General features: G+C 42.2%; 20 protein-coding genes. 12 read left to right on the top strand and 8 right to left on the bottom strand.

The window, feature by feature from the left end:
* Window positions 1–147 precede the first annotated feature (147 nt).
* The 3 genes from gpmI (at window position 148) to RRG12_RS07630 (ending at window position 2,984) form a co-directional block, all read left to right on the top strand.
* Window positions 148–1,746, top strand: coding sequence for a 2,3-bisphosphoglycerate-independent phosphoglycerate mutase (gene gpmI / locus RRG12_RS07640; RefSeq protein ID WP_069070748.1), 1,599 nt, complete (start codon window positions 148–150; stop codon window positions 1,744–1,746).
* Window positions 1,747–1,924: 178 nt separating this feature from the next.
* Complete coding sequence (secG, locus tag RRG12_RS07635; RefSeq protein WP_012410686.1) at window positions 1,925–2,158, top strand: preprotein translocase subunit SecG; 234 nt, start codon at window positions 1,925–1,927, stop codon at window positions 2,156–2,158.
* A 10-nt stretch (window positions 2,159–2,168) separates the two neighbouring features.
* Window positions 2,169–2,984, top strand: a complete 816-nt coding sequence (locus RRG12_RS07630) for a peptidase (protein WP_420758880.1) — start codon at window positions 2,169–2,171, stop codon at window positions 2,982–2,984.
* A 73-nt stretch (window positions 2,985–3,057) separates the two neighbouring features.
* Here RRG12_RS07630 and RRG12_RS07625 read toward each other — a convergent pair whose 3' ends face one another.
* The 5 genes from RRG12_RS07625 to RRG12_RS07605 all read right to left on the bottom strand — a co-directional run bounded on the left by RRG12_RS07625 (window position 3,058) and on the right by RRG12_RS07605 (window position 9,282).
* Entirely contained in the window at window positions 3,058–4,206 is a 1,149-nt protein-coding gene (locus tag RRG12_RS07625) for a glycosyltransferase family 4 protein (RefSeq protein WP_420758879.1), read from the bottom strand.
* A 352-nt stretch (window positions 4,207–4,558) separates the two neighbouring features.
* Entirely contained in the window at window positions 4,559–6,211 is a 1,653-nt protein-coding gene (locus tag RRG12_RS07620) for an MFS transporter (RefSeq protein WP_420758902.1), read from the bottom strand.
* Window positions 6,198–7,148 carry a DNA repair protein RecO gene (recO, locus tag RRG12_RS07615; RefSeq protein ID WP_420758878.1) on the bottom strand — a complete coding sequence of 317 codons (951 nt, stop codon included), beginning with the start codon at window positions 7,146–7,148 and terminating at the stop codon, window positions 6,198–6,200. The genes RRG12_RS07620 and recO overlap by 14 nt, the downstream gene beginning before the upstream one ends.
* A 104-nt stretch (window positions 7,149–7,252) precedes the next feature.
* On the bottom strand, window positions 7,253–7,933 hold the full coding sequence (gene deoC, locus RRG12_RS07610) for a deoxyribose-phosphate aldolase (protein WP_069070743.1): 681 nt from the start codon (window positions 7,931–7,933) through the stop codon (window positions 7,253–7,255).
* A 170-nt stretch (window positions 7,934–8,103) separates the two neighbouring features.
* The gene (locus RRG12_RS07605) at window positions 8,104–9,282 is read right to left on the bottom strand and encodes a DNA cytosine methyltransferase (protein WP_420758877.1); all 1,179 of its coding nucleotides are present in this window, start codon (window positions 9,280–9,282) and stop codon (window positions 8,104–8,106) included.
* A gap of 371 nt (window positions 9,283–9,653) precedes the next feature.
* On the opposite strand from RRG12_RS07605, the gene RRG12_RS07600 reads away from it, so the two are divergent.
* The 6 genes from RRG12_RS07600 to RRG12_RS07575 all read left to right on the top strand — a co-directional run bounded on the left by RRG12_RS07600 (window position 9,654) and on the right by RRG12_RS07575 (window position 15,950).
* The gene (locus tag RRG12_RS07600; RefSeq protein WP_420758876.1) at window positions 9,654–10,928 is read left to right on the top strand and encodes a glycosyltransferase family 4 protein; all 1,275 of its coding nucleotides are present in this window, start codon (window positions 9,654–9,656) and stop codon (window positions 10,926–10,928) included.
* Window positions 10,929–11,531: 603 nt separating this feature from the next.
* The gene (rsfS, locus tag RRG12_RS07595; RefSeq protein ID WP_069070740.1) at window positions 11,532–11,990 is read left to right on the top strand and encodes a ribosome silencing factor; all 459 of its coding nucleotides are present in this window, start codon (window positions 11,532–11,534) and stop codon (window positions 11,988–11,990) included.
* The gene (locus RRG12_RS07590; protein ID WP_069070739.1) at window positions 11,987–12,487 is read left to right on the top strand and encodes a CGLD27 family protein; all 501 of its coding nucleotides are present in this window, start codon (window positions 11,987–11,989) and stop codon (window positions 12,485–12,487) included. Before rsfS ends, RRG12_RS07590 begins: the two co-directional genes overlap by 4 nt.
* Window positions 12,488–12,575: 88 nt before the next feature.
* On the top strand, window positions 12,576–13,529 hold the full coding sequence (locus RRG12_RS07585) for an asparaginase (protein ID WP_069070795.1): 954 nt from the start codon (window positions 12,576–12,578) through the stop codon (window positions 13,527–13,529).
* Between the two features lie 438 nt (window positions 13,530–13,967).
* Window positions 13,968–14,450 carry a group I intron-associated PD-(D/E)XK endonuclease gene (locus RRG12_RS07580; protein ID WP_069070738.1) on the top strand — a complete coding sequence of 161 codons (483 nt, stop codon included), beginning with the start codon at window positions 13,968–13,970 and terminating at the stop codon, window positions 14,448–14,450.
* 42 nt (window positions 14,451–14,492) lie between these two features.
* Window positions 14,493–15,950 carry a YcjF family protein gene (locus RRG12_RS07575; RefSeq protein ID WP_420758875.1) on the top strand — a complete coding sequence of 486 codons (1,458 nt, stop codon included), beginning with the start codon at window positions 14,493–14,495 and terminating at the stop codon, window positions 15,948–15,950.
* Between the two features lie 69 nt (window positions 15,951–16,019).
* Here RRG12_RS07575 and RRG12_RS07570 read toward each other — a convergent pair whose 3' ends face one another.
* On the bottom strand, window positions 16,020–16,580 hold the full coding sequence (locus RRG12_RS07570) for a hypothetical protein (RefSeq protein WP_420758874.1): 561 nt from the start codon (window positions 16,578–16,580) through the stop codon (window positions 16,020–16,022).
* Window positions 16,581–16,724: 144 nt separating this feature from the next.
* On the opposite strand from RRG12_RS07570, the gene RRG12_RS07565 reads away from it, so the two are divergent.
* Window positions 16,725–17,120, top strand: coding sequence for a helix-turn-helix domain-containing protein (locus RRG12_RS07565; RefSeq protein ID WP_420758873.1), 396 nt, complete (start codon window positions 16,725–16,727; stop codon window positions 17,118–17,120).
* 23 nt (window positions 17,121–17,143) lie between these two features.
* The gene (locus RRG12_RS07560; protein ID WP_420758872.1) at window positions 17,144–17,683 is read left to right on the top strand and encodes an IS630 family transposase; all 540 of its coding nucleotides are present in this window, start codon (window positions 17,144–17,146) and stop codon (window positions 17,681–17,683) included.
* Here RRG12_RS07560 and RRG12_RS07555 read toward each other — a convergent pair.
* Both RRG12_RS07555 and RRG12_RS07550 read right to left on the bottom strand, forming a co-directional pair.
* Window positions 17,649–18,059 carry a ParA family protein gene (locus RRG12_RS07555; RefSeq protein WP_420758871.1) on the bottom strand — a complete coding sequence of 137 codons (411 nt, stop codon included), beginning with the start codon at window positions 18,057–18,059 and terminating at the stop codon, window positions 17,649–17,651. The genes RRG12_RS07560 and RRG12_RS07555 overlap by 35 nt on opposite strands.
* Before the next feature lie 370 nt (window positions 18,060–18,429).
* The gene (locus RRG12_RS07550) at window positions 18,430–19,479 is read right to left on the bottom strand and encodes a sugar transferase (RefSeq protein ID WP_069070736.1); all 1,050 of its coding nucleotides are present in this window, start codon (window positions 19,477–19,479) and stop codon (window positions 18,430–18,432) included.
* Between the two features lie 198 nt (window positions 19,480–19,677).
* Between RRG12_RS07550 and RRG12_RS07545 the strand changes: the two genes are divergently transcribed.
* Window positions 19,678–20,475 carry a 7-carboxy-7-deazaguanine synthase QueE gene (locus tag RRG12_RS07545; RefSeq protein WP_420758870.1) on the top strand — a complete coding sequence of 266 codons (798 nt, stop codon included), beginning with the start codon at window positions 19,678–19,680 and terminating at the stop codon, window positions 20,473–20,475.
* Window positions 20,476–20,748: the final 273 nt, after the last annotated feature.

Here is a 20,748-nt window from a genome sequence, read left to right as displayed (position 1 = left end):
CATTAGATAAAAATTGCTAAAGTTTGAAAAATCATTCAAAAAACTGCAAGTCTTTCATAAAATAAATTAATAAGCAAAAATTCACTTGCGGCGTGGATTAGCAGTGGTATCATTCGGGTATTACAAAAAGTAAAGGGCAATTTTACTATGACCAAAGCACCTGTTGCTCCTGTGGTGCTAGTCATTTTAGACGGATGGGGCTACTGCGAGGAAAAGCGAGGAAACGCTATTGTTGCTGCTAAAACTCCCATAGTGGACAGTTTATGGACAGCTTACCCGCATACCCTCATCCGCACATCAGGAAAAGCCGTAGGGTTGCCAGAAGGTCAAATGGGCAACTCGGAAGTTGGTCATTTGAACATTGGCGCTGGGCGAGTAGTACCGCAAGAACTGGTACGCATCTCTGATGCGGTTGAAGACGGTTCTATTGCCTTAAACCCAGCACTCGTCAAAATTTGCCAGGAAGTTCGCTCTCGGAATGGCAAGCTGCATTTAGTAGGCCTTTGTTCTGAGGGAGGGGTACATTCACATATCACCCATCTATTCGGACTACTTGACTTAGCCAAAGACCAGCGAATTCCAGAAGTTTGTATTCACGCCATTACCGATGGTCGTGACACCGCCCCAACTGACGGTGTAAGAGCAATCACACTATTGCAAGATTATATAAACCGCACAGGAATTGGGCGCATAGTCACCCTCAGCGGTCGCTACTACGCGATGGATCGCGATCACCGCTGGGATCGCGTCAAACGTGCCTACGACGTGATGACTCAAGATGGTGTGGTTGATAATCGCACGGCTGTAGAAATCTTGCAAGCATCTTACGCCGAAGGGGTAAAAGATGAATTTGTCAACCCAATCCGAATTGCTCCCGGCGCAATAGAACCAGGGGATGGGGTGATATTTTTCAACTTCCGCCCCGATCGCTCTAGACAACTGACTCAAGCTTTGGTCAGTCCCACATTTAACGGTTTTGAAAGACAGCAAATCACACCACTGTCTTTTGTGACCTTTACACAGTATGATTCAGACTTACCCGTGGCTGTAGCCTTTGAGCCGCAGAATCTCAGTAACATTCTGGGAGAAGTCATAGCCAATCACAGTTTGAATCAGTTCCGCACCGCCGAAACCGAAAAATACGCCCACGTCACCTATTTCTTTAATGGGGGTCTGGAGGAACCTTTTGCTGGAGAAGATCGGGAACTGGTAAGCAGTCCAATGGTAGCGACTTATGATCACGCCCCAGCGATGTCAGCAGTAGCAGTTACAGATGTTGCGATCGCTGCGATTCAAAAGGGTACGTATTCTCTAGTTGTGATTAACTATGCCAACCCAGACATGGTAGGGCATACTGGCCAAATCGACGCTACCATCACAGCAATTGAAACAGTTGATCGCTGTTTAGGACGCTTGTTAGAGAGCGTTATCAAAGCCGGCGGGACAACAATTATTACTGCCGATCATGGCAACGCTGAGTATATGCTAGATGATGGGGGTAATCCCTGGACAGCTCATACCACTAATCCAGTCCCCTTTATCTTAGTGGAAGGCGAGAAAGTTAAAATCCCTGGATATGGTACAAATGTCGAACTGCGAAGCGATGGCAAGCTATCCGACATCGCCCCCACAATTCTAGAGATTTTACAGCTGCCTCAGCCACCAGAAATGACCGGGCGATCGCTGCTGAAAACAGCAGAATATGAGCTGCAACGCACTCGTACCCCCGTGCAAGTAGGACTGTAAAATAGTGCTGTTAGCGATAGCGGGGCGTTCAGCCCGTGCTGAGTTAGGAGTTTTTAGTGAACTCCTAACTTTTGAATTCTGAATTCTGACTCCTGACTCCTGACTCCTGACTCCTATTTTCTGAATTCTGAATTCTGACTTCTGTTTTTTGAAACTTTTTATAAAAGAGATTCCTACCATGACAGCTACTAATATAGTGCAAGGCATTTGGGCATTTTCCGCCACTGGTTTGATTATCTTGGTTTTACTGCATAGCCCCAAAGGTGATGGCATTGGTGCAATTGGCGGGCAAGCCCAGCTATTTAGCAGCACTAAAAGTGCAGAAAACACTTTAAACCGAATTACTTGGGCTTTGACAGTAATTTTTCTTGGTTTAACAGTAGTTTTAAGTGCTGGTTGGCTGCCTAAATAAGGATAGGTAAATGGGGAAAATAACCCAACACCCAATACTTAAGAGCCTAATAAATTTAATTTCACGACGGTTAATGACAGCTCTTGCCTTATTTATTGGCACAGGGCTGTTAATCGTTTTTATTAATCTCCAGTCAAGTGACGGGTTTACAATAATACCAAAATATGTATATTCAAACTTAATAATCTCTCTATCTTCATCATTTCCCCCAAAATCCCATCCCTTACCGCCCACACTCGCACAGTGGCAAGATAGTACTAATAGTGGTGACTACTTTTCCCAAGTCACAACAACCCAAGTTGGTTATTTAGTCTGGTCGCGATTTCCTATTAGAGTTTACGTAGAACCACCAAAAGCCATCAGCGAAAAACAGTCTCAAGCATGGGTTAATGGTGTCTTGCAGGGTGTACAAGAATGGAGTAATTATTTACCTTTAACAATAGTCGAACAGCCAGAAATTGCTGATATTACGATTGTGCGAAAAGCGCCACCTCTACAAATTTCCCCTAGTAGTAATATACCTCGTGCGCGATCGGCACAAACTACTTACGAGTTATACACCAGCAACAAAATTTTATCCCACCGCTTCACCATCTTATTAAGTCCCAGTCAAACAGGTGAGTATATCCAAGCAGCAGCCCGCCACGAATTCGGACACGCTTTGGGAATTTGGGGTCATAGTCCGCTACAAACTGATGCGCTATATTTTTCTCAAGTTCGTAACCCGCCACCTATTTCTTTCAGAGATGTAAATACTCTAAAGCGGGTTTATGAACAGCCAACCAGTTTAGGATGGTCTTTAGTGGATAATTCCAAGATTAATTGATCGATAGGTAAACTACACAGTTTAGTTAAGGCTAAAATCCTTTGTCAAAGTCAATTTTTTAAACGAACCACCCCTAAGCTCTACGACTTAGAGGTAGAGGTCGCTGTGCTAAAACTTCTTTATAAAGTTCTTCCAGCAGAGTAATATTTTTACTAAGGGTATAGCGGTCTAATATACGCTGTCTGGCTTTTTGCCCCAGTAGGGTTGTTAACTCAGGATGGTCTTGCAACACTGGCAAGAGCGTTCTTAATTGCGATCGCGCTGTTTTGGTACTAATAACTACACCTGCGCCCTTTTCCAATACTTCGCCATCTGCACCCACGTCTGTTGCTAAACAAGCCAACCCACATGACATTCCTTCTAACAGAGATAGAGACAAACCCTCAACCAATGAAGGCAAAACAAATACATCTGCACCCCGCAAAATTTCGATGCGTCGGTCTTCATCGGCAACAAATCCCAGCCAGATAATGCCGTATTCTGAACCATAAAACGGCTCTAAGGAAGACTTCAAAGGCCCGTCGCCAACAATTAGTAACTTGCTACCAGGCGCCATTGCCGACTGTTTCCAAGCGCGGAGGAGGGCTTCGACATTTTTCTCTGGCGCTATCCGACCCTGATAGACAAACAAACGTTCGGCTTTAAATTCTGCTTTGACTTGAGAAATTCCTGGAGAATACTTAGCGGTATCAACACCGTTGGGAATTACAGCAATATTTTCTTCCCGGACGCCCATCCGTGCCAATAATTCCCGCTGAATTTGAGAAAATACTATCACGCGATCGTAGTTAACTAAAAAAGGCGCGTAGAGCTGATAAGCCAAAAGTTGTGTTCCCGATACCAGTTTTGCCCCCTTCCCAGCAAACGGTGTGTGAAAAGTGGCAATTAGGGGCAATCTCAGTTCCTCACAGATTTCTGGTAGAACAAAGTCGAGAGGAGATAACGTCAAGGAAGCATGGACTACATCTGGCTTGATTTCCCGCAGTGAATCGGTTAAAAGTTTAGTCGCTTTAAAAGTGGGAATTGTATAAACCTGTGACTTGTAAATGAAAGGCAGGGAAACCTCTCGAAGATTGGGCCAATTGTCAGGTTCAGACTCTTCCTGGGCGAAGTGAAGAAAGCTAACTTGATGTCCCCTATCTAGCAAGGCATTTGTAATTTCTCGACTGTAGGTGACATTGCCGCAAAAGGGTGATTTTTTTCCAATCCAGGCTATACGCATTCTTTATTTAGCTGTAAGAAAAGCGGGTTTAATCTATTACTTGTATGATTTTTGTGATTTTTCTTTTATCTAACTATACTTGCTGGTTTTTATTTATTAAAAATTCCCACAATACTCTAGTTTAAAAAGCTTATTTTAAGCTGATTAAACCAATGGATTTGTGGCTTTATTTATTGTAATTATAAGTTGTTAATCTCTGATATTTAAACAACTTATTCTGACTAATGTCAGATTCATATCCGGCAAGTATGCGATAAATTTTCACTGGACATAGTTTACCATGAACACAAAAGCTTTAAGTAAATTATTAATTACATCAAGGTAATGAATAATAACTCTTGTTAGCTGATAACTACTTGTGTGAGTTATACCAGGTTAATATACCTCCTAAAAAGACGATCGCAGCTAATCCCAAAAAAACTACCTGTAATCCCAGAAAGGTTTCTGCAACACCAGCTAATGCCAAAGGTAAGGAAAGGGCAATATTAATTACATTGTTCTGCAAGCCAAAAACTTTACCACGCATTTCTGGAGGTGTTTCTGTTTGGATGGCAGTTTGCATGGGAATTCCCACTAGTGCCCCAAAGATGCCCAGTAACGCTACCAGTAACAAGACGAGCCACAGTTGAGTTGTAAATATTGATAGACCAATCAGGGATGCTGCCATGCCCATACAACCGTACAGACTTAGTTGGGTGTAAGAGAAGCGTTGACCAAATTGACCGAGAATTGTTGCTCCACCAGCTATGCCAACACCTCCAGCAGCTAGTAAAAAACCAAACTGTGAGGCTTTCATGTTAGGAATTATTTCTGCCATCCGAACGGCCAGAACAGTTAATGCTGCAAAAACAGAAAACAAGATAATCAGTTGAAGCAAAGCATTGCGGACGCGATGATTTGCTTTGAGATAGGCAAAACCGTCCCGCAAGTCAGAGAATACATGAGGGAATTCTGTATCGGGGTGGTGGTGTTTTTCCTTAGTTGCCAGAAGGAACAAAATTAGTCCTGCGATCGCATAACTGCCACCGACTAAAAGTTCTTTGCCCAAACTACCACTACCACCAATTTGCAGCCAAAGTCCATCTGCGATCGCTAACAACGGTTCTCCAACGGCAAACCCAATAATCACCGATGCCATCATCGTTGTTGTGTAAAGCGAATTAGCCGAGAGTAAATGCTGTTCTTCTACTATTAAGGGAATTGCCGCCTGTTCTGCCGGGGCAAAAAACTGCGTCAGTGTGGAAACTAAAAAAGTCACACCCAAGATGATTACAAAACCCACGGGTAGCAATCCTATGGGTTTCCAGTCATGAGTCAACCACAACAAAAAGGGAATTGACAAAACCAGAATGCCGCGCCAAATATTCGTTGCTACCAGCACAGCTTTTTTTGACCAGCGATCGACAAACACTCCAGCAACGGAACCAAACAAAACGGCTGGAATAGTAAAAGACATCATCAAGACTGATACCCAGCCACTAATACTCTGATTGCTTGCTTGAAACTGAGTATTAATCAAGGCAATCATCAGCACCAAATAAACTTTATCTGCTAATTGAGAGAAAACTTGACCGCCCCAAAGTGCCAAGAAATTAGGGTTTCTTAATACAGGCAAAAATCCTTGCTGTTTTATGTTTCCTACAACAGCTTCTCCACCTGAACCAGATCCATCTAATTTCGGTGGTTCTTTTTCTGAGATAGTCGCTACTGGCAAATTCTGCCCATTGCGATTGCCATTGCTATCTGCTTCAGCAGTGATTAATTTGTTTTCAGATTGTGTTTCTGATTGACTTGGAACATCAGTTTTTGGGATCTCCGCTGTCCAACCTTGGTCGTTTTTAGAAACGTCTTTTGGAGACATTTCTTGGCCATTTATTTGACTAGGTGTACACTTGGGAACGGCACTCAAGTGATTCCTGACTGTAGGATCTGATAACCTATTCTGTTTTTTGGCGAGGCTTGGTGACAAAGGTAGGATTTTTTTATCCAAATCAGACGGTTGCATCATGGTTGGCAGCAAAATAAGAGTCGATCAAAGTAGCAGAGCGAATAGGGCGACCTAATTGATACTGAGCATACTGGCGCAAAATCTGCTCAACAGATAACCAGTCATGATCTCTAGCACCATCAATTTGTATTATCTCTGGTTGTGACAGATGTTGAAGCAAAGCCAGTTCCATAGCACCCAGACAACAAGAAATCACAGGTATTTCTTGCCGATGCACAACAACTGTTTGGGCATGGGGCATTGGGAATGGGGCATGGGGCACAGGGAATTGGTCATTAATCTCCCCCTGCTCCTCTGCTCCCCTGCTCCTCTGCCCCTCTGCCCTCATCTCCCTCTGTCCCTCTCTTCGCAAACGTTCCCTAGCTTCTAAAGAAACCGTTCCACCCGCAGGTATACTAAATCCTACCTGCCAGTTGGGTTCTGTAAAATTTGGCTTAATGGGGCGTTGAGATAGGCAACAAATTTGCACTTGTGGCGTCAGTCCTGCTAGGGCTAAAAGGTGAAACACACCATGAGCTAGATGAGCCAAAACACCAGATGGATTTGCACCAGACACAGCCTCTAAGCGATGAAGATGTTCATTAAACAAATCATAAAGTTCTTCTTGGGGTTGTTCGCTCAAAGCTTCACACAGAACTATTTCTGCTAAATATTGACTGGCAGCCAGTTTTCCCAAATCTTTAGCTAAACCAGGATAAGTTTTTAACGTCTGTGCTTGAGTAATCCTATCAAGCGATCGCCCTTTTGCAATCAATAGTTCATTCACAACGAACATCCCACTCCTACCGCCCAGGCTGGAGTTGTGCTTACGTGACCCTGGAGCCACTGCTCGAATCAGACCGAACTCACGTGTCAAAATCGTGACTATTTTATCCGATTCTCCCAATGCCTGGGTTTTAAGATTAATACCAGTTGCTTTGTAGGTTCTACTCATTAGTCATTAGTCACTAGTCATCAGTAGTTATTAGTCATTAGTCATTGGTCAAGGGTCATTAGCTTAGGACAAATGACAAATGACAAATGACAAAGGACAAATGACTATTCACCTTTTCCCAGGTTATCGCGCTGGCGGATCAAATCGATACCTCGAGATGTGCCTAATCTAGTAGCACCCGCTACGATTAAGTCTAGGGCTTGATTGATAGTGCGGATACCACCTGAAGCTTTAATTCCCACCCTTTCTTTTGCCAATTCCTGCAAAAGTCTTACATCTGCCACTGTTGCACCACCATTCCAACCTGTACTGGTTTTTAAGAATGCTGCTCCCGCCTCCATAGCTATTTCAGCAGCTATTTTTTTCTCCGCATCTGTCAACAGGTTAGTTTCCAAAATTACCTTGACCGTTTGCCCAGTCTCTTCGCAAATTTCGGCAATTTCCCGGTGGACTTCTTCAGTTTTGCCAGCTTTCAACCAGCCCAAGTTCATTACCACATCCAACTCAGTCGCCCCACTATCCACCGCTTCTTGAGCTTCATATAGTTTCACTGCTGAAGTTGTCGCACCAGAAGGAAAGCCAATCACGGTACAGACTTTCGGGTTCTTACCGTGGAGAAGTTCAACTGCTTGCTTGACATGAGCGGGGAACAGACAAACCGCCGCAAAATTGAATCTGTATGCTTCTTCACACCATTGCTCAACCTGCTCTGGAGTAGCTGTTGACGTTAACAGGGAGTGATCTATAAATGGCGCAATATCAATGTTTGGATAGTCTGCTGCCATCGTGTCTTCTGCCGGTGATTGATTATTAAACTTTATAAAAAATTAAAACATTTCTTATATATATATTAAACCACATTTATTACGAGTTTATCTTGAAAACAAGCTACTGACTTGTCTTAAATTTTGGTTTTATAGATATGCCGGAATTCCTGTAAGTATTTAAGTTGACGTTATGTGGTAGTAAGGTTAGTAATATCAACAGTATTTTTCACACCAGTTTCTAAGAAGTTAATAATAGTTTTAGCTAACGCCTTCGATGCCAAATATGGCACGCCATTACCAATAGTTTTAAACATATTCGTTAGCGACATATTCTCTGGAAAGACAAAATTTGCAGGCAAAGATTGAATAGATAAAGCTTCTGCTACAGAAATTCGCCGAATTTTATAAGGATGTAAATGTACTTCATTATTTCCATAACAAGCTGTTGGAGAGTAACGCCATCTATGCAGACGCTTAAAAGACTTCCTGGAATTATCTCCTTCATCAACAGCAGCAAATTTTGTGATACCTGCCCTTGGTTGAAAATAGTTCTTAGCATTGGGGTGCTTCAAAACGTTATTTTTTCTAAACCAGTATTCAACTGTCAGTTCTTCAGGTATACCATCAGGACAAGGTATTAAAGAATTTTCTTTGAATGCCTCACACTTACACCAGGGGTAAGCAAAAACTTTTTCTTGAGGATATATGATGTAATTATTCCAAGGAAAATATCCATCAGATATTAACTTTTCACTACTGAATTTTATTCCTATATTCTTAAGAAAATTATTTTTGAAACCAATGAGTATAATTCTTTCTCTATCCTGGGGTACACCATATTCGATGGCATTAATTAACCGTTCTGTCAATATATAGCCAGCTTCTTGTAATTGTTGCTTGAGCGATTCAAAAAATAAACGGTGTTTTGTCGTCTTCCATAAACCTTTAACGTTCTCAAATAAAAAGAAGTCGGGAATATTTTGGCAAATTAATTCAATATATGAAGCGGAAAGCTTGCCATTATCTCCTAAACGTCCTCTATTTTTCCCACCAATAGAAAAATCAGGACAGGGAGGCCCACCTATGAAACCAATTGTCTTATGAGATTTGCGGCAATCTTTGACTAATTCTTGAAGGCGTTGTGCTTCTTTTCCAGCAATAAGTTTTGTTACATCTGCTGCTTCACCGTGATGATATCCATATTCAGGCGATCGCATTTTCAGAACTTCTCGTGAATGGCGATAGGCAGCCATAAATGGGGCGAAGATTTCATTGACATAAACAATATCAAAACCGCTGGTTTCAAAACCTAAATCTAGGAAACCTGAGCCAGCAAAAAAAGAAAAAATACAAGGGCGATCGCTCATTGAATGACTAGTATTATAAAACAGTCTTATTAATATCAGATATTACTAAAATTGGTTATGTCTTTACCTCTAGAGAGAATTGAGACTAACTATCCCAATTTAGTCTTAGGGTTAACAAAACCAAATATACTTAGGGTTTCTACGTAAGTACCAATCAAAAACGAACAATTGGAAGATTGCTGAAATAGTAAAAAAAATTCACAATTTCACTAAGTAGCTAATATCAAAGTTTACTCAATCTTTAAGGAAAATCCCTGACAGAAAAGCAGTCTGAAGTCACAATTAGATATAGGAGTTTTCAAGCTCCAAATGATGTTTAAGACAAGTATTTGTCATTAAATAAAAAACCGGGGTACTTCGGACTAATTTTTATGCGGATTTTAATTTACTCCTACAACTACTATCCAGAGCCAATTGGTATAGCCCCACTAATGACTGAATTAGCAGAGGGACTAGTGAAACGTGGGCATGAAGTGCGCGTAGTCACTGCTATGCCTAACTACCCTGAGCGTCAAATTTACCAGGAATATCGGGGCAAGTGGTATCTCAACGAATACAAAAATGGCGTTCAAATTCAACGCAGTTACGTTTGGATTCGTCCACAACCCAACCTATTAGATCGGGTGTTATTAGATGCTAGCTTTGTTGTCACTAGTTTTGTGCCCGCCCTCATTGGTTGGCGTCCAGATGTAATCCTCTCAACATCGCCATCCTTGCCAAGCTGTGTACCAGTTGCTCTTTTAGGATGGTTACGTGCTTGTCCTGTGATTTTAAATCTACAAGATATATTACCAGAAGCAGCTGTCCACGTCGGTCTACTGAAAAATAAATTACTTATCCGGTTGTTTACATTATTGGAAAAATTTGCCTACCGCACTGCCAGTAAAATTAGCGTCATCGCCGATGGGTTTGTGGACAATTTGCGAGGTAAGGGCGTAGAAGCTGACAAAATTGTACAAATTCCCAACTGGGTTGATGTAAATTTTATCCGCCCTTTGCCTAAAGAAGATAACCCTTTCCGGGCAGCACATAATCTAAATGGCAAATTTGTAGTACTTTATTCTGGTAATATCGCCCTAACCCAAGGCTTAGAAAGCGTTGTCAAAGCGGCTTCTGTATTGCGTCATATCCCAGATATTGTTTTTGTCATCGTTGGAGAGGCAAAAGGTTTACAACGATTGCAACAGGAATGTCTAGACTGCGGCGCAGATAATGTTTTGCTACTACCATTTCAACCCCGCAAAGATTTGCCACAAATGTTGTCAGCTGCCGATGTTGGCTTGGTGGTGCAAAAGAAAAATGTTGTATCCTTCAATATGCCGTCAAAAATTCAAGTGCTACTTGCCAGTGGAGGAGCTTTAGTTGCCTCTGTCCCCGATAATGGTACGGCAGCAAGAGCCATAAGGCAAAGTGGTGGTGGGATTATCGTTCCTCCAGAAGATCCTCAAGCCTTAGCTATGGCAATTTTAGATTTGTACCAAAACCCCGAAAAAGTCAAAACTCTGGGTTACAAAAGTCGTCAATATGCCGTTGAGCAATATGCTTTTGAGCAAGCTTTAAATCAGTATGAGTCCTTGTGTTACTCATTGACAGCAGATCGTCGAGCAATTCAGTCTACAGGCATAGTTACGAAACAAGAAGTTTAATCTCCGCAGCAAAGTTACATTTAACTACTACAAGGCTAGAATCGGGCAGTGTCAAGCCCTCAAATCTAGATATAGAAGATTTTGAGGGTAGCTAAATTTTATTAGGAAATATACAGCAATAGAAAAGCAGGTTTCCAAGTACATTGTTGAACCGAGAATTCCACGGCTTCGCTTCATTCAATCCGTGGACAAAAGACAATTAAGTATCTAAAATTACCTGAAAATGCGCGTATGGAAATTGCTCTTTTGGTAGACCAGTTATGAGTATGCTGTGTTGTGTCGTAATTTTTAGCAGATAGTCTAAAAGCTAGATGTGGCCTTATCTGCGAATTACTAGCTTTCCATGACAGATTATGCTGTTTGATTAATCTGCGATTATTTTCGCTGGAAATTAGTTCTGGAAAGCTATTGGTTGATTTCTCGCTGCATAATAACCATCCGCAACTGCATCTAAACAGCCAATTATCAAACTAGCCCCATAGACACCTGTTTTTTTGTTAGTATTCAAAAAAACCTATTGACACATTTGGTCAGATCAATTGTTTGTTATTTGTAAGTAAATGTAAACAATTGTTTCAAAAGGAAGAAAGCACCTGAGGTTTAATGACTGATTATTTCCAAGGAAATTTCCCATTGCAATCTGTCCCACTGACAAAGAGTGCGGTAATAAGCCACGGCCAAACCGAAGAGGCGAGTGAAAAATTAGCTGCAACAATCGCTGTTGCGGCATCAGACCGCAAAGCAGGTGAGATTTTATTGCTGAAAGTAGCAGAGGTGTCTTACCTGGCTGATTACTTTGTGATGATGACTGGCTATTCTAAAGTACAGGTCAGGGCGATCGCTCAAGCAATTGAAGGAAAAGTCGAAACTGAGTTGCAACGCCGTCCCTTAAGGACGGAAGGAAAAGTTGAGGGGAGTTGGGTACTACAAGACTATGGTGATGTGATCGTTCACATCATGATGCCCAAGGAACGGGAGTTTTATAATTTAGAAGCGTTCTGGATTCATGCAGAGCGTATTTCCCTTCCAGAATCTGATGAGGGTGAGGATAAACCAACATGATTAGGTCTTCGGTTTCTAATTGCCCAGTTCCTACAGACCAACAACCGCTTAATGAATACGAAGAGTTAAAAACTTCCTGGCTGTTTCGTGATACTACTCTAGATTGGCGCGAGTATATCACGAAACTTGTTTGGATTTGGGGTTTATCTTGGCTTTTCGCAGGGCCTATAGCTGCGGCAAGTTTTGCACCTCACAAGTATATTGCACATTTTATTCTCTGTGGTGCAGCAGGAGCGAGTGTCGGGTTAGTGCTTATACTGGTAAGGTTGTACTTAGGCTGGTTCTACGTGTGCGATCGCCTTTGTAGTCCCACAGTCTTTTATGAAGAGTCCGGCTGGTACGACGGCCAAACTTGGATAAAACCACAGGAAGTCCTCAACCGCGATCGCTTAATTGTTGCATACGAAATCAAACCCATTCTGCGGCGGTTACAATTTACCTTTGCTGGCTTGGCGGGAATGTACGTTATTGGTACTATAGTTTGGCATTTGTTTTAAAAAGTCATTGGTCATTAGTCATTAGCTAAGGACTAATGACCAATGACCAATGACTAAATTAATTAAAAAAGGTAATAAATATAAACCCATGACAATGGGAAAACGAACTCAAGCCACAGCACTGGAAGTCCGGTTGCTGCGGGAAGGTATTATTGAATCCAGGCATATAGTCCAAGCTGTTGTCTGCGACGAACGAGGACGGGTTTTAACCGTTGCGGGAAATTCTGAAACTGCTGCATTTATCCGTTCAGCCCTCAAACCATTTCAGGCACTCGCAGTCACCACCACAGGTACACTGGAACGCTATCAACTCAGCGATCGCGACTTAGCAATTATTACAAGTTCCCATAAAGGCAGAATAGATCAAGTCCGACAGGTATTTAATATTCTTTGGCGGGCTGATCTTGACCCGACTATACTCCAGTGCCCAATTCCTGAAGGTAAGCGGAGTCCTTTAGAATACAATTGCTCTGGAAAACACGCAGGGATGTTAGCTGTTTGTCAGCAACGCCGTTGGCCCTTGAATAACTATTTGGATCGCAAGCACCCAATACAGCAGTTGATTTTGGGCAAAGTAGCAGAATTGCTGCGAATGCCAGCGGAAGAGTTTATCAGCGCTCATGATGACTGCGGCGCACCAACTTATCTGATGCAACTAGGTCACATGGCCTCTTTGTATGCCCTGTTAGCTTCTAGTACTAACTTGGATATGGAGCGTATTGTCCGTGCGATGACTCATCACCCCGCTTTGGTAGCAGGAGATGGAGAATTTGATACGGAACTGATGCGCTTAACTCCAGGGGAACTAGTCAGTAAAGCTGGAGCCGAAGGAGTGCAGTGCATTGGTAGACTCGGTGAAGGCATGGGATTGGCAATTAAAGTTATGGATGGGGCAAAGCGGGCAAAACACGCCGTTGCTATTCACTTACTCCAACAAATGGGTTGGATTAGTCCCAGCGCCGCACAAAGCCTCTCAGAGAAGTTTGTCACCTTAGGAAAATACAAGCGTTTAGAAGTAATTGGAGAATTATCATTTTTGTAGTTGCCAAACTCTTGACTATAGGTTATTATAAATAAGTCGAGAGCAACGCGGGATAGAGCAGCCTGGTAGCTCGTCGGGCTCAACGGGCAAAGTTAACTAGACGCTTATTAGTTAAGTTTGCTATGGGCGGCACATAAAGAAACTTATGTGCGTTTATCTGTCAAACTCGGGGAAGCCAATAGCGCGGTAATCCCGAACCAAGCTCCAGAAATGGAGAAGGTGTAGAGACTGGAAGGCAGACACCCTAACGCTAACGGCGAGGGTGAAGGGACAGTCCAGACCACAAACCAGTATATCTGGGCAACGAAAGTTGTAGTTGGTAAGCATAACCCGAAGGTCAGTGGTTCAAATCCACTTCCCGCCACCAAATTAAAATAAAACCCTGGAATTTGAAAAGATTCCGGGGTTTTATTTTATTTAATTATTTTTATTTTGCAGATGGACACAAAGCTTAGAGGAGACATAGCTGAACAAGCTGCTGTTATTCATGCCTTAAAGCGTGGTTGGGGAGTTTTGAAACCTGTTGGTGATAGACTACCTTATGATTTAGTATTTGATGTTGAGGGAACTCTAGTTAAAATTCAAGTCAAATATGCTTGGTTTGATAAACCTTCTGGCAATTATGTTGTAGATAATCGCCGCACTAAAACCAATCGGCGACAAATGCTTCGAGAAGCGTATACTCTAGCAGACTTTAATTTTGCTTTAGTTTATATAGAAAATCTTGACCTGTTTTATATCTTCCCAATAGACATATTTATTGGCTACGGTAGCGAAATACACCTTGTTGAAGCTGAGAAAAGACAGCGTAAACCGCGTTCTGCACAATATAGGAATGCTTGGGAGCTAATTTCAGCAAAATCTCTAAGTCAAGAAAGTTGTGGCTGTTCGGCTGTTGAACTTGAAAAAGCAGGTTTTTGATCTATTCTGGAAGAAATAGCCATCAAAAAGGCGCGGAGAATCATGGTTGTGAAGTTGCAGCGACCAATTTTAGTGGGAGGATTGGGACTGTCCTTTTCCCTGTGGATGTTGGACAGTTGGCACGATTCTATAGTGCAGGTGAGTGAGTTTGGTTTGTTGAGTGCTTTAGCTGTAGGCGGCGGTTTGTGGTTATTCCAACAAAATCGCCCGAAAGACAGTTTAGAGCAGCTAAATGGTATGGTTGTGGATCGGGCGACTGTGGAAAGTGCGATCGCTAAGACTGAGACTGTAATTAACCAATTAGCACAAGAATCAGAAAACCATCCGGCATTACAAACACTCAGAGAACAAGTTGCCCAATTGTTGCTGGAATTAGATAGACAAAAAATTAAAGTGGCTGTGACTGGCGGGAAATCCGTAGGTAAAAGCACTTTAATTAAAGTGCTAAAGCAAAATCTAGAGACACAAAATTTGGTGTCTTTAGAAGAAACAGCACCTTTATTTAGAGAAGTCGGTGAAAATTCAGATGCGGCTATTTTGGCAGAAGTAGCAAAATCTGATTTTGTTCTGTTCCTGACAAACGGTGATTTGACAGACTCAGAATTTCAAACCTTACAGCAGCTAAAGGCAGCAAATCAATCCACAATCCTGGTTTTCAACAAACAAGATCAGTATTTAACTGATGAAAGCGCCAGCATCTTTAGTCAATTGAAACAACGGATGCAGGGAAATGTAGTTGCAACTGCGGCCTCTCCTATAGCCATCAAAGTCCGAAAGCATGAGGCTGATGGTTCTGTGCAAGAGTGGATGGAACAACCAGCAGCAGATATCCAGCAGTTGACGCAGCAGTTGGGTGAAGCTTTGGTACAGCAAGGACAACGCCTGGTTTGGGTGACAACCATGAGAAAAGCTGGGTTGTTGAAAGCTGAGGCGAAAAACTGGCTGAATGGAACCAGACGCGATCGCGCCACTCCAATTATTGAACAATATCAATGGATAGCTGCTGCTGCTGCCTTTGCTAACCCAGTCCCAGCCCTTGATATTCTGGCGACTGCGGCAATTAATGCTCAAATGGTAATGGATTTGGGTAATATCTATCAGCAGAAATTTTCCCTTGAACAAGCACAAACCGTAGCTGGAGCAATGGGAAGTTTAATGCTGAAACTGGGTTTAGTTGAACTTTCTACAAAGGCTATTAGTACTGTTCTGAAAAGTAATGCCGTTACCTTTGTTGCTGGTGGCGTAGTTCAGGGAGTCAGTGCAGCTTATTTGACTAGAGTCGCAGGGTTAAGTCTAGTTGAGTATTTCCAACACCAGGAAATAGCAATAGATTCTGGGACTGGTTTGAATTTGGAGAATTTACGGCAAACATTGCAAAAGGTATTTCAGCAAAATCAGCAGATTGGTTTTTTGCAGGGGTTTGTTAAGCAAGGCATGAAGCGTTTATTGCCAGAGGTGCAGCAGGTTGAAGTAGTTGGTGTTCAGAAGGCTGTGGGATAATCTAATGCAAAGGCGCAGAGTTTTTCTTGGCGCCTTTGCTTTAAGCTGAAAACCAGTTTAAAAGTATTTTTAGATACTATTGATCACAGTCAAAAGTCTTTGTGCTATTGGCTCAAAATAATCAACTGAGTCGCTAGCTCTGCTAATGTGTGCCCCACGCAGACCATCTGCACTTGTACAATCAAAAACTGGTTTTTTTGCTTCTAATGAATAAGGAATTAGACTGTGAAGATTAGGAATTTTTCCTAAATTAAAAGTTTTATCAGGCCAGTAGTGAACTTGATCCAACTTTGCTAATCTGTTGACAATATTTTCTTGAATTGCGGACTCAATGCGATTTCCAAATATCTGCCAGCCTTTTGTCATTTTTTCTTCAGAATCTTCGCGGATATTGTGTTGTTGCATGACATAGCCTAAAAATGTTGGGCGTCCGTGTGGTAGAGCTAAACTTTGATCTTTCCATGCATCATTGCATTGTTCCCAACCTTGACGCCATGCTTCGAGTTTAAAACCTAAATTTTCTGTACCTCTAATTGAGAATAGATCAGGAGAGATAGGAATTATGAAATAATCACTAGCCCCTAGTACAGCACGGTTGAGAGCACCCAGGTTAGGGCCAAGATCAACCATGATGACATCTGCCTGAACACGGTTCGCAGCCCAATTAATATAACGATAAATAGCTGACTGAACTCTTAAACTAGATTCACTATAGCGGTTATTAGTCTAGTTCAGTACACTAGGAGACAGCAATTCTACAGATAATTGGTGGCGATGAAAGCCTACTCTCTCGACTTGCGTCAGAAAATTGTTGATGCTTATGCCTGCGGTAACATTTCCCAACGAAAACTGGCTAAAAACTTTGGTGTCACTTTAAGTTTTGTGCAAAATTTACTTAAACGCCATCGAGAATTGGGTACGATAGGCCCCAAGGTACGGACTGAGCAGACACCAACAAAGTTGAATGCCGAACAGATCGAAATCCTGCGCCAACTCGTCACAGCACAGCCGGATGCGACCTTAAGCGAATTGCGGGAACGACTTTACGAGAAAACAGAGGTCTTAATTGGGGTAGCCACGGTGAATCGGATGGTTCGCTTTCAACTTCACCTCAACCTCAAAAAAAAAGTCTCCACCCCACGAAAAAATACACTGATGAAGTCCAACTAGCCCGATTTGAGTACTGGAAACTCTTGAGGGGGATACCGGTGGAAAATCTGATTTTCTTAGATGAATCGGGGGTGAATCTGTCCTTCATCCGCAAATGTGCCCGCGCCTTACCAGGGCTACGAGCTTATGCTCAAAAGCCCAACCGTAAAGGGAAAAATGTCTCGGTAATTGGTGCCATTAGCTTAAAAGGACTGCTGACCCAGTGGAGTGGTTTAGGTTCTATCGATGCCTTGACCTTTGATGCCTTCATCTCTCAAAAGCTCGTACCTCAGCTTTGGACTGGTGCAGTCGTTCTAATGGATAACTGCTCGATCCATAAAAGTGATGAACTTGAAGCTTTGATCATCGCTGCTGGCGCGAGCCTCATTTATCTCCCCCCCTACTCTCCCGATTTTTCACCGATTGAGAATTGTTGGTCTAAGATTAAGAACATTCTCCGTCGTATCGGTGCAAGGACATACACTGATTTACTCCAGGCATTAGATACGGCATTCGCAGAAGTGACGATAGAGAATTTACTCGGTTGGTTTACTCACTGTTGCTACTGTACTTCAGAAGACTGATAACCGCTATACCACCTTTTCCACTGTTCCATGTATCACCCAAAAGGTCTTCATAGTTACTTAGTAATAAATCGCCAGGAACTATGTAAAGATTTGGATATTTGTTTGGATTTATTTGAGATGGGCCACGTTGCCGAATATCTCCAATTGATCTATAAACTGGCTCAATTGCACGCCAAATGCTGTTTCCACGCTCGCTCCATGCTCGTTCTATACTGTTTTCAGGCAGCGCATAAGCTGTTAAATTGCATTGGCTATCACAATCAACCATCAATACGGTTTTTTTGTACTGCTCAAGAAGGTGGGCTATATGGAACATATAAGTTGTCTTACCTACTCCACCTTTGTTATTAAAAATACTAATGATAGCTGGCATATATATCATAAATAAAACTTTCAAATATTAGATTAACATTTGAATTGGAAAGTGTGTATTTTTATTTGACTAATAATAATTTTTTGATAAATAAACACCTTTGTATTTTCTCCTTTTCCCTGGCTCAGATTTCCTAGATTTATGTTTTGAAACCAGCCGTTTTAAACATTCTTTATCTCAACGAAATCTTTTGCCCATTTATGCGGATATTGACTTTTTAATTTTTACTTGTTAAGTATAGAACAATTTCTGCGTTTTATTTGCTATAGTAAACCTAAAATTTACCCAAGCCTATGTTTAGGCTTGGGTGTATCTAACAATTATTGTGAGAATTGAGAGTTAGAAAAAAATTGTGAATAAGGGTAATTAGCTAAACAGCACCACTGTTTCTATTAAACAGAATAGCTATAGTTTTGAAAATTAGCTTTAAATCGTACACCAAACTCCAATTTTTTTGATACTGCAAATCCAGACGAATTACATCTTCAAAACTACGGACTGTAGAACGTCCATTTACCTGCCATTCGCCAGTCATACCAGGTTTAACATCTAAACGTTGCCACTCTGGTACTTCGTAGCGTTCGACTTCATCAGGTGTAGGTGGTCGAGTACCGACTAAACTCATTTGTCCTTTGAGGACGTTCCAAAATTGTGGCAGTTCATCAAGACTAGTTCGCCGTAAAAAACGCCCTACTTTGGTAATTCTGGGATCATTATCATTCTTGAAAAAAGCACCTTGCACTTGGTTTTTGACTTGGGATTTCTTCGCTTCCGCATCCACACACATGGAGCGGAATTTCCAAATCTGAAACCGCTTACCCATCCAGCCACAGCGGGTTTGACTAAAGAAAATTGGGCCGGGATCATTAATTTGAATAGCGATCGCAATCGGAATAAACAAAACTCCTGTAATTAATAAACCGACCACAGATCCCACAATGTCTAATAACCGTTTCATCCAAGATGCCACAGAAGGATGAGTAGTGGGTAACTGCTCTACTTTACGGGAAGTTGTCTTCCGATTATCTACTAAGTCTTCTTGTTTGATTAACGACCCATCACCCACAAGCTCTAGGGGAAAAACTTGATCCAATCCGGTGAGTTTTAAGACTGCCATTACCTGAGGTGTTACATTCCGCAGTGTTAATGTAATCCCTTTGGTCTGGGCGTATTTAAAATTACTGACCAGGGCCCCTAAACCACTGCTATCCATAAAAGTAGTTTGGTGAAAATCAATAATGATTTGCTTGGGATGTGAATTGGGCTGGATTAAGCCTTGGCAGGTTTGCTTAAACCCTAAAGCCTCCAGCACGCTCAACCGTGCGGGCACCTGCACTATAGCCGTGTCGTTTAGGGAATTAACTGGAAAATCGACCTCTGTCGGTTGGCTAGTCATGAAGCTTTGCACTTTCGTTGCCATGTATAATGTAATCTGCCAAACATTATTTTGTCCTACAAAATTACCTAACCTAATATTGGAATCAGTAGTAGTAAGGACTAATTGCTATTTACCGGGGCTGAGATTGGAGATCGCTAGCGACGATTCACAATAGAACAAGAAGCCAAAAAACATCCTTGCTGTTGTGCCGACGCAGCGCGATCGCGTTGCTCTCATCAAATGATTGCTAAAAATACGGTTACACCTACCGCACGCCTGGTTGAGGTCTTTTCTGCCATTCAAGGGGAAGGACTGAATGTAGGGACGCGTCAGATATTTATTCGTTTTGCTTTGTGTGATTTGCGCTGTCACTTTTGTGATAGTGCCCACACTTGGAATGCACCTGCAACTTGTCGGATAGAGCGATCGCCTGGATTGCGCGACTTTGAAATCCACTCTAACCCTGTCCCATTACCAATCTTAATCGAATGGGTGGAACAGCAAAATCTACCTTGTCTACACGATAGCATTAGCTTAACTGGAGGCGAACCACTTCTTCATGCCTCATTTCTAACGCAGTTTCTACCCCAAGTGCGAGCCATAACTGGTCTACCTATATACTTAGAAACTGGCGGACATCGCCCAGAACAACTAGCAATGATTCTCCCCTACTTAGACTCTGTAGGTATGGATTTCAAATTGCCCAGTGTTAGCGGCGAAAGTCATTGGCAAGAACATAGTAAATTTCTCCAGTTATGTTATGACTCATATTTAAATGTTTTTGTCAAGATAATTGTGTCTCAAAACACAGATCCCGCCGAGTTAGAACGTTCAGCTTCCTTGGTGGCAGAGGTTAGTCCAGATATCTCAGTATTTTTACAACCTGTTACGCCTTTGGCAGTATCTGAACAATTTTCCCCAATACCTATGCTTGCGCCTTCGAGCGATCAAGTTTTGACGTGGCAAGCTTTGATGAAGGGCTTTGTCAGACACGTGCGTGTAATACCCCAGACGCATAAAATGCTGAACCAACTGTAAAATTTGAGTTTGATGAAGATGTAATCAAGAAAAAAGTAAGATTTTATGAAATGGTTAGGGCGGCTTTGCAATTCGCAATTCGCAATTCGCACTCTTGCTAACGCCCCGCTTCGCTAACGCAATTACGTTTTGTGTTAGCGTTCGCGTAGCGTCTCGTGGAGAAGCGTTAGCGAGTCTGCGTTCGCTTTTAGCGTCTCGTAGAGAGCGTCCGGGGATTTAGCTTAGGCTTCAATTCGCACTGCCCTTCAAAGGCTAGGACTTAAACCCCCAAAG

It is taken from the genome of Nostoc sp. CALU 546, from assembly GCF_048836525.1.
Note: the sequence above shows the minus strand (reverse complement) of the source record. Positions and strands in the feature narration are given on the sequence as shown.

Excerpts from the sequence above, each read along its gene's own strand:
- RRG12_RS07545 (WP_420758870.1), top strand. The coding sequence starts at position 19,678 with ATGATTGCTAAAAATACGGTTACACCTACCGCACGCCTGGTTGAGGTC.
- gpmI (WP_069070748.1), top strand. The coding sequence starts at position 148 with ATGACCAAAGCACCTGTTGCTCCTGTGGTGCTAGTCATTTTAGACGGA.
- RRG12_RS07590 (WP_069070739.1), top strand. The coding sequence starts at position 11,987 with ATGATTAGGTCTTCGGTTTCTAATTGCCCAGTTCCTACAGACCAACAA.
- RRG12_RS07630 (WP_420758880.1), top strand. The coding sequence starts at position 2,169 with ATGGGGAAAATAACCCAACACCCAATACTTAAGAGCCTAATAAATTTA.
- RRG12_RS07555 (WP_420758871.1), bottom strand. The coding sequence starts at position 18,059 with ATGCCAGCTATCATTAGTATTTTTAATAACAAAGGTGGAGTAGGTAAG.
- RRG12_RS07600 (WP_420758876.1), top strand. The coding sequence starts at position 9,654 with ATGCGGATTTTAATTTACTCCTACAACTACTATCCAGAGCCAATTGGT.
- RRG12_RS07620 (WP_420758902.1), bottom strand. The coding sequence starts at position 6,211 with ATGCAACCGTCTGATTTGGATAAAAAAATCCTACCTTTGTCACCAAGC.
- RRG12_RS07570 (WP_420758874.1), bottom strand. The coding sequence starts at position 16,580 with ATGGTTGATCTTGGCCCTAACCTGGGTGCTCTCAACCGTGCTGTACTA.
- RRG12_RS07550 (WP_069070736.1), bottom strand. The coding sequence starts at position 19,479 with ATGGCAACGAAAGTGCAAAGCTTCATGACTAGCCAACCGACAGAGGTC.
- secG (WP_012410686.1), top strand. The coding sequence starts at position 1,925 with ATGACAGCTACTAATATAGTGCAAGGCATTTGGGCATTTTCCGCCACT.
- RRG12_RS07565 (WP_420758873.1), top strand. The coding sequence starts at position 16,725 with ATGAAAGCCTACTCTCTCGACTTGCGTCAGAAAATTGTTGATGCTTAT.
- rsfS (WP_069070740.1), top strand. The coding sequence starts at position 11,532 with ATGACTGATTATTTCCAAGGAAATTTCCCATTGCAATCTGTCCCACTG.
- RRG12_RS07575 (WP_420758875.1), top strand. The coding sequence starts at position 14,493 with ATGGTTGTGAAGTTGCAGCGACCAATTTTAGTGGGAGGATTGGGACTG.
- RRG12_RS07580 (WP_069070738.1), top strand. The coding sequence starts at position 13,968 with ATGGACACAAAGCTTAGAGGAGACATAGCTGAACAAGCTGCTGTTATT.
- recO (WP_420758878.1), bottom strand. The coding sequence starts at position 7,148 with ATGAGTAGAACCTACAAAGCAACTGGTATTAATCTTAAAACCCAGGCA.
- RRG12_RS07585 (WP_069070795.1), top strand. The coding sequence starts at position 12,576 with ATGACAATGGGAAAACGAACTCAAGCCACAGCACTGGAAGTCCGGTTG.
- deoC (WP_069070743.1), bottom strand. The coding sequence starts at position 7,933 with ATGGCAGCAGACTATCCAAACATTGATATTGCGCCATTTATAGATCAC.
- RRG12_RS07605 (WP_420758877.1), bottom strand. The coding sequence starts at position 9,282 with ATGAGCGATCGCCCTTGTATTTTTTCTTTTTTTGCTGGCTCAGGTTTC.
- RRG12_RS07625 (WP_420758879.1), bottom strand. The coding sequence starts at position 4,206 with ATGCGTATAGCCTGGATTGGAAAAAAATCACCCTTTTGCGGCAATGTC.